Origin of the sequence: Streptomyces sp. NPDC092952 (genome assembly GCF_044754785.1) — a bacterium.
Taxonomy (GTDB): Bacteria; Actinomycetota; Actinomycetes; order Streptomycetales; family Streptomycetaceae; genus Streptomyces.
Window position 1 is genome coordinate 1 of record NZ_JBIVPT010000044.1, and the last position, 7459, is coordinate 7459.

The following is a 7459-nucleotide window of genomic DNA, read 5'->3' on the forward strand; positions in this document are numbered from 1 at the left end:
GGTGATCACCGGCTCGATGAGGGCCCACTGCCCGTCCGATAAGTCGCTCGGATACGGCTTCCGTTCACTCACCCCGCCAGCCCACCAGACCACAGCCCCCAGACCGGAAGATTCCGCCCTACGCCCACACCATCAGGTGATAACAGAATCACTCATACGGTCACGAACCGTCCACTCAGAGGTCCGGGGAATGGGTGGCGGGGTGTTGGGGTGCGCGCCGAGCCGGACCGCGAGTCGGGCGTCGTCGGGATCGGCGACGTCCAGAAGTGCCAGGACCTCGATGCGGGGGCGGCGCAGCGCGCCGGGCGGAAGGTCGTCCGGCATCACGCGGCGCCCGAGAGCGCAGGTGGCGACCGCCGCGAGGCTGGCCGTGACCAGGGTCAAGTGGCCGACCGCGGCGGTGGCTCGCTTGCTGCCCCGGGGGATCCCGCAGCCCCTCTGACACGGATCCGCATGTTCCGTTTGTGGGGGCTGTCGACTCCGTCCGGGTCGGGCCTGAACCACTCCTACCATTGCCTCCATGGGGGACTTATTCGAAGCAGGCGCGACACTGGCCGAGGGCCGATACCGCATAGACGGACCGCTCGGCAGCGGCGGCATGGCTCAGGTCTACCGCGCCTACGACGTCAGGCTCAACCGGCCCGTCGCCGTCAAGACGATGCTGCCCGCGCTCGCACTCGACGAGGGCTTCGTGGCCCGGTTCAGGCGCGAGTCCCAGGCGATGGCCGCGCTCGGACACATCCACGTCGTCACCGTGCACGACACCGGAGAGGAGCCACGCCAGGACGGCCCGCCCATCCCCTACTTCGTCATGGAACTGGTGGCCGGCCCCTCCCTGGCAGACCAGCTGCGCACGCACGGTCCCATGCCCATACCTCAGGCCCTGCGCCTCGTGGACCAGCTCCTGTCCGCCCTCGAGGCCAGCCACGCCCTAGGGCTGGTCCACCGAGACATCAAGCCCGCCAACGTCCTGCTGGCGCCGGGCGGCGTCGCCAAGGTGACGGACTTCGGGATCGTCAGGGCCGTTTCCGGCACCGCGCTGACGGGCACCCACGTGGCAATCGGAACCCCTCCGTACATGGCTCCGGAGCAGCTCCGCGGCTCGCCGGACATCGATGGGCGGTGCGACCTCTACGCGGTCGGCGTAGTGCTCTTCGAGCTCCTGACGGGCCTCAGGCCCTTCAACGGCGCCGACATCTTCGCGGTCGCTGTTCAGCAGTGGGAGCGGACGCTGCCGGCGCTGGCCTCCTATGGGGTCACTGGCCGACCGGCCCTGGACGCGGTTCTGGCTCGTGCCCTAGCCTTCAGCCCACAGGACCGGTACCCGGACGCGCAGGCGATGCGGGCTGCGGTGAGGGCGGCGGGCCTGGCTCCTCCAGGCCCTGCTACCGAACCGGTGCCCACCGTGACGTGGCGGTCCGGGCCCGCCGCCGGGCTTCGGCCGCGCCCCGCTCCGACGCGTAGGACCGTGGTCCACACCGCGCCCTGGGCGTCACTGCCGATGCGCACCCGAGTTGTCCAGGGCGGCCGACTGGCCCTGTGTGCCTTGCTGATAGTCGCGGGGTTCTGGTTCTGGGCGGCGGCGGTGGATTCCATCGAAGGGATGGACTGGGGGCACGCGCGGGGGATGGCCGTCGCTCAAATCCTCGGGGGACTGGTCGGGGCCGTGAGCGCGCTGCCCTTGTGGGCCCGCGCCGTGCAGCAGACCGCCCCGGCCCTCAAGGCGTTCTCCTGGCTCCTGTTCACGGGCGCCCTCTTGACGCTGGTGCTCGGCTGCGTTGTGTACGTAGGTGTCAACCAGCAGGAGGACTGCGTCAAGGCCAACTACCAGGACTGTGTAACTCTGACGTGAGTGTGCACTGAGCCCTTTCCAACCTCACGCTGACGCGTGGTGAAGGACGAGGATGGCCTGGAAGATCGCTGTGATGCGGGTGGTGCTGCAGCGGAGCTTCCGTGGGAGGCGCCAGCCCTTCAGGGTGGCCATGGCCTGCTCGCCGAGGCAGCGGATCTTGGCGTGTGTGCTGTTGTGGCGGCGCTGCCACCGCTTGAGGCGACGGCCGCGGAAGGGCACCCGGATGGAGCCGCCGGCGCCCTGGTATGCCTTGTCGGCCCAGCACTTGAGGCCGGCGTCGGTGAGTGTGTCGACGATGCCGTGGGTGCGGGCGGCGGTCAGGTCGTGGGTGGATCCGGGAAGCGCGGGTGAGGCCCGCAGCAGGCGGCCGAACGGGTCGGTGAGGACCTGGACGTTCATGCCGTGACGTTTGTGTTTGCCCGAGTAGTACGGGGTGTCGGCGGCGATCCGGTCGATCGGCAGCAGGGTGCCGTCCAGGATCACGAACGCCTTGGTCCGCGCGACGCGTATCGCCTGGGCCAGGGTGGGTGCGAGCGCGGCCAGCAGGTCGACGGCCCAGCCGTGCGAAGTAGTCCGGCGTACGCGAGATCCGGCGCTTCTCCCCCTGCCAGGTCACCCGGAACGGCTGCGAGGCCAGCCCCACCACCCTCCGGTCATGATCGAGGAGCATGGCCCGATCCCGCTCCAACCACGACTCGAACCCCACCAGCGACCCCGTCGTCGCCGCCCAGTACCAACCCGTGAAGTGCCGCTGCCCGCGGTACGACGTGAACCGCCGCACCGGGAGCACCGACTCGAACCGAACCCGGGACACCGCATCCAGCACGGACTTGCGCAGCCCGCCACCCTCACCATCAGCCCACTCGACATCGACCAGACCCAGATCCATCGCCACCCCCGGCTCCGCGAACCTACCGAGAACGACCGTGACGGGTACAGCGAGAACCGGACCATGAAAATGAGATCAAACCCCACGTACGGGGCAAACGCCGTCGCTCAGCGCGCGACGCAGTGAGAATCCGACAGCACGAACGAGAAGCCGCGAGAATCCGACAGCTTCAATGCGACAGGACAACCGCCGTTTTGGCCCTGTCCTCCCGAAGCTGCCGCGAAGTGACAAGTGGCTCTCTGTAGCAAAGCGGGGGCTTCCCGTTCGAGCCCGGCGACCTGATGCTCCTCTACACCGACGGCATCATCGAAGCACGCAAAACCGACGGACGCTTCCACCCGTTCACCGAGCGCGCATCACAGTGGACCACGGACGACCCCGACGAACTCCTGCGTCACGTCCAGGCCGACCGGCCGGGCAGGCTTCGCCCTCCTGCGGAAGCGCGTCCTTATGTCCTGGTCACCGACGACGGGAGGAACTCGATGGCAGCGGCGCCAGCGGATGTGCAAGCCTTCCCGTCCCAGATGCCGACGGAGAAGACTTTGATGACCAGCGATGACGCCGTCGATCAGTTCAGACACATCGGGCGTGAGAGGGCATTTGGCAGGCATGTCGGGTCGGACAGGCTCATTCAGGCAGGTCTGGACGCGCTGATAGCTGGGGTCGAGAGCCCGTCCTTGGCCATGCTGGCTGGACTCCTCCGGAGCGAAGAGCCCGAAGCGCCAGAGCTTTTCGACCAAGTACTGGAGGAGCTGGGACTGCTCTTCGACCCGCCCGCAGACCCCCGGGCCGCAAAGTGGGCAATGGCCTACTGGATCGCCGGTCAGATCGTCGACGGATCCCTGGATCCCACCGCCGGCACTCACCTCATCTGGGCAGACATCGCCTACGACCTCGGCTACCCCGAAGAGCTGAAACCCCTTGTGCACTGCGCGCACAACCTAGACGGCTGGGAGGAGAGCTGGGGAGTCTCCGTCGAGGAACTCAACGGAGAAGCGGTTGAGGCAGCGAAGCAGTTCCTCAGCAAGAGGTCTGTAGCCGAGGCGGGAGACTAGCCCGGGGTTCGTTCTCGCCATCGGGACGGTCAACCGCGAGGTGATCCGGTCACTCAACGTGGCCGCACCACAGAACCTGAGCCAGAGCCCCCTACCTGTCAGGCTGGCGGATGCGCGTCGTGCCCGCCCTGGGCCACCTCGCGGTCCGCATGATCACCAACGGCGCCGTCGACCGCACCGTGCAGAACTGGATCGCCGACGAGCTCAGCCGCTCAACGGTCAAGAACACCATCGCCGTCCTGGTCCGCGTCATGGAGCAAGCAGTCCGCGACGGCATCATCAAGGTGAACCCCGCCCGGGTGACCGGCTGGCAGAAGCTCTACAAGCAGGCCGAGGACGAACTCCTCGACCCGCGCGCACTCGCCCTTCCCGACTGGGAAACACTCGTCGCACTGGCCGACGCACTCGTGGCCGCCTCCCACGACGAGTACCGCGGCTGGGGAGACGTGGTCGTCTTCGCCGCGTGCACCGCCGCACGGATCGGAGAGATCTCAGGCTGCCGCGTCGGAGACATCGACACCACCCGGTGGATCTGGACCGTGCGGCGCCAGACCACGCCCGCGCCCGGCGGGCTGACCGACAAGGGCACCAAGGGCAAGCGGGCCCGCAAGGTTCCCATCGTCGAGGAGATCCGCCCCCTCGTCGCCCGGCGCATCCTGTCCGCCGGCCCCAATCCGGACGCCCGCCTGTTCACGGGCCCGCGAGGCGGACGTATCTCCACCGCCGTCCTGCGCGACGCCACACACTGGGACGACGTGGTCACCAAGCTCGGCTACGAGCATCTGCGCCGCCACGATCTCCGGCACACCGGACTGACCTGGTTCGCCGACGCCGGGGTCCACGTACACGTGCTCCGCAGAATCGCCGGCCACGGTTCACCGACCACCACCCAGCGCTACCTTCACCCGGACGTCCACAAGATCACGGCCGCCGGGGCCGCGCTCTCGGCCCACTTCAACGTGCTGCGCGCACCGCGCTCCCTGCCGAGCCCCACCGTCATGACCCGCTGACCCGGTCAAAGGACGCCGGACCTCCAACTGGTCCCCAACTGGTCCCCAAGAGTATCGTCGCCCGCTCCGCGCTCGTGGCATTACACCGAAGACTGCCTACAAGGGCAGCCCACGGATCCGGTCCGGGCTGGACCAGGCGGGTCGTCGAGCAGACCTTTGCCCGGCTCTCCACCGATTCAAACGCCTGCGGACCTGCTATGAGATGCGCGCCAACCTCCATCTCGGACTGCTCCAACTCGCCTGCAGCATCATCTGCTTGCGACGGCTCCGAACCTCATTCTGAATGATCAGTCAGGACGTGGCCCGGCCTTCTCGGCGCGGCCACTGGAGCAACATCTGATCGGCGGTCGCGCGCAGTGCTTCGCGCGGCACTCCTGAAGCAGCCTGGACCGCGAATCCCTGGACAACAGCGACCAAGAGCCGGGCGAGAACAGCGGGGTCAGAACCGGTCGGCAGGTCGGCGAAGGAGCGGAGCCGGTCGGCCAGGGACGCCACCCCGGCCTCCCGGAGTCCAGTGAGGTACTGCTGCACCGAGAGCGCGCGGGGGTTCACGGCGAGCGCGCTCTGGGTGACCAGGCAACCGGGCGGAGTGTGGTCACCCGCGACGGCGTCCACGGCGGAATGCAGGAAGGTGCGCGCCAGCCCCTCGGCAGTCCGCTGTTCGAGAGCGGCCCCCAAGTAGGAACCGGGGCCGGCCATGTAACGCTCGACGGCCTTCCGGAACAGGGTCTCCTTGTCCCCGAACGCCGCGTAGATACTGGGGGCGCTCATGCCCATGGCCGCCGTGAGGTCGGACATCGCAGTGCCCTCGTACCCCTGGGTCCAGAAGTTGAGCATCGCGGCGTTCAGCGCCGCCTCGGGGTCGTAACTGCGAGGTCGCCCACCTGGCATGTGTCTTTCCTGCCCTTTCCCGCCCGCGGGCGCATCGACCGCCCGTCTCGGCGGGCCTCCCCCGCAGCCTACTGGGGCTGTGTTGACACCGCGTCGGGAGCACGGAATAGTTTCATAATGATCGATAGGATACTGCTGCTCGGCAACGAGGAGAACCATGAGCCTGATTGATCCCTACTCGACAGATCACCGGTACACCAAGCGCGGCGCGGTCTATGTACCGTCCGGCGAAGGAGAGACCTCCTGGGTGTTCGCCGACACCTACACCCTCAAGGTCGGCGCACCGGAGACCAACGGGTCGCTGACGTTCCTGGAGGCAACGGTGCCGCCGGAGGGCGGCCCCGAACCGCACGTCCACAACGATCACGACGAGGCGTTCTACGTGATCTCCGGGGAACTGGAGTTCCTCAACGGCGACCAGACCGTGACCGCCGGCGCCGGCGGCTTCTTCTTCGTCCCGCGCGGCACCCGGCACCGCTTCCGCAACCGCGGCTACCACGCGGCCAAGATGATCTTCTTCTTCACTCCAGGAGGCATCGAGGAACTCCTCCTCGCCAGCGCCACTCCGGCCGAGCCGGGGACGGCTCCGCCCATCCGGGAGCTCAGCATCGGGGAGCCCCCGACGGAGCTGATGGAGCGCTACGCCACCGAGGTCCTTCCCGACCCTCGTTAGTTCCGCGGAATGCCGGGGCCGCCCGACCAGGAGGCCCTGGCTTCGCGAACGGTCCGAAACTCGCTGGGGAGCCCGCATGCCCGCCACACCTGCAACGCCTGAATCCTTCGACCACGGCTTCGCCCACGTCAACGGAGTCCGCCTGCACTACGTGAGCAGCGGTTCCGGTGAACCGCTCGTGCTACTGCCGGGCTGGCCCCGGACATGGTGGCAGTACCGCTCGATGATCCCACTGCTCACACGACACTTCCGGGTGATCGTCTGCGAGTACCGGGGCATGGGCGAGTCCGAAAAACCTGCCTCGGGGTACGACAAGACGACCATGGCCCACGATGTCCACGCGCTCGTCCGCCACCTGGGCTACGAGCGGGTCAACATCGCGGGCGAGGACGTCGGGTCCTGGATCGCCTACTTCTTCGCCGCCCTGTTCCCCGAAAGCACCACCAGGCTGGCAATGTGGGAGCCAGGGGCACCCACGGATGCGCTGGGCGCCATCCCCGCCCTACCCGCGCGCGACGGCCCGAACGCCTGGCACCTCGGCTTCAACCAACTCGACGGGCTTCCCGAGCGACTGCTCGCGGGCCGCTACCGGTCCGTCGTCGACTGGTCCGTCGACCAACTCACCACTGCCCCCGAGGCCATCGACGAGAAGAGCCGGGAGATCTACGCCCGCGCCTACGACTCCGTCGAAGCGATCCGCGCGGTATCGGGCTGGTACCGCACGCTGCGCGAGGACATCCGCGTCGCGGCCGGTTTCCCTCGACTGACCATGCCGGTCCTGGTGCCCGGCGGGCGCTATCTTTCGCTCGCCCGCGCCTCGAACGAGCACCTGGCGGCCGACATCAGGTTTATCGAGATCCCCGGCGCGGGTCACTTCCTCTCGGAGGAACAGCCCCAGCCTCTGAGCCGGGAACTGATCAGTTTCTTCACAGGCCGGACGGACACACTGCGCCAGCCCGCGTGAAGCCCCCTATACCACGCTCACCAAGAGACATATTGATCCGAAACGCTTTGAGTTCAGGCTCGTTGATGGAACGTGAGTGATCTGGTGGGGGATGCGCGGGCCTGGTCGCCGGACGCGCAGGGGGC

Annotated in this window: 7 protein-coding genes and 4 pseudogenes; 6 read left to right on the forward strand and 5 right to left on the reverse strand. The window is 67.9% G+C overall.

Features of this window, described 5'->3' with window-relative positions; genetic code table 11:
- The coding region (locus ACIQGQ_RS36890; RefSeq protein ID WP_402404935.1) for a transposase at positions 1-72 on the reverse strand (72 nt) is incomplete at its 3' end.
- Positions 73-132: 60 nt separating this feature from the next.
- Positions 133-384 carry a hypothetical protein gene (locus tag ACIQGQ_RS36895; RefSeq protein WP_402404989.1) on the reverse strand — a complete coding sequence of 84 codons (252 nt, stop codon included), beginning with the start codon at positions 382-384 and terminating at the stop codon, positions 133-135.
- A gap of 136 nt (positions 385-520) precedes the next feature.
- Here ACIQGQ_RS36895 and ACIQGQ_RS36900 point away from each other — a divergent pair, with 136 nt between their 5' ends.
- Complete coding sequence (locus tag ACIQGQ_RS36900) at positions 521-1852, forward strand: protein kinase (RefSeq protein WP_402404992.1); 1332 nt, start codon at positions 521-523, stop codon at positions 1850-1852.
- Positions 1853-1876: 24 nt separating this feature from the next.
- Here ACIQGQ_RS36900 and ACIQGQ_RS36905 read toward each other — a convergent pair.
- Positions 1877-2407: pseudogene (locus tag ACIQGQ_RS36905) on the reverse strand (transposase family protein); the annotation flags it as partial.
- Positions 2408-2465: 58 nt separating this feature from the next.
- Positions 2466-2741: pseudogene (locus tag ACIQGQ_RS36910) on the reverse strand (hypothetical protein); the annotation flags it as partial.
- A 269-nt stretch (positions 2742-3010) separates the two neighbouring features.
- Here ACIQGQ_RS36910 and ACIQGQ_RS36915 point away from each other — a divergent pair.
- The 3 genes and pseudogenes from ACIQGQ_RS36915 to ACIQGQ_RS36925 all read left to right on the forward strand — a co-directional run.
- A pseudogene (locus tag ACIQGQ_RS36915) lies at positions 3011-3796 on the forward strand (SpoIIE family protein phosphatase); the annotation flags it as partial.
- 95 nt (positions 3797-3891) lie between these two features.
- Positions 3892-4806 (forward strand): tyrosine-type recombinase/integrase, encoded by a 915-nt coding sequence (locus ACIQGQ_RS36920; RefSeq protein ID WP_402405003.1) that lies wholly within the window; start codon positions 3892-3894, stop codon positions 4804-4806.
- A 52-nt stretch (positions 4807-4858) separates the two neighbouring features.
- Positions 4859-5089, forward strand: a pseudogene (locus ACIQGQ_RS36925) (IS5/IS1182 family transposase); the annotation flags it as partial.
- An 8-nt stretch (positions 5090-5097) separates the two neighbouring features.
- Here ACIQGQ_RS36925 and ACIQGQ_RS36930 read toward each other — a convergent pair.
- Positions 5098-5697 (reverse strand): TetR/AcrR family transcriptional regulator, encoded by a 600-nt coding sequence (locus tag ACIQGQ_RS36930; protein WP_402404994.1) that lies wholly within the window; start codon positions 5695-5697, stop codon positions 5098-5100.
- Between the two features lie 157 nt (positions 5698-5854).
- Between ACIQGQ_RS36930 and ACIQGQ_RS36935 the strand changes: the two genes are divergently transcribed.
- Positions 5855-6370 (forward strand): cupin domain-containing protein, encoded by a 516-nt coding sequence (locus ACIQGQ_RS36935; RefSeq protein ID WP_402404997.1) that lies wholly within the window; start codon positions 5855-5857, stop codon positions 6368-6370.
- 76 nt (positions 6371-6446) lie between these two features.
- On the forward strand, positions 6447-7334 hold the full coding sequence (locus ACIQGQ_RS36940; RefSeq protein ID WP_402405000.1) for an alpha/beta fold hydrolase: 888 nt from the start codon (positions 6447-6449) through the stop codon (positions 7332-7334).
- The last annotated feature ends 125 nt before the right edge of the window (positions 7335-7459 follow it).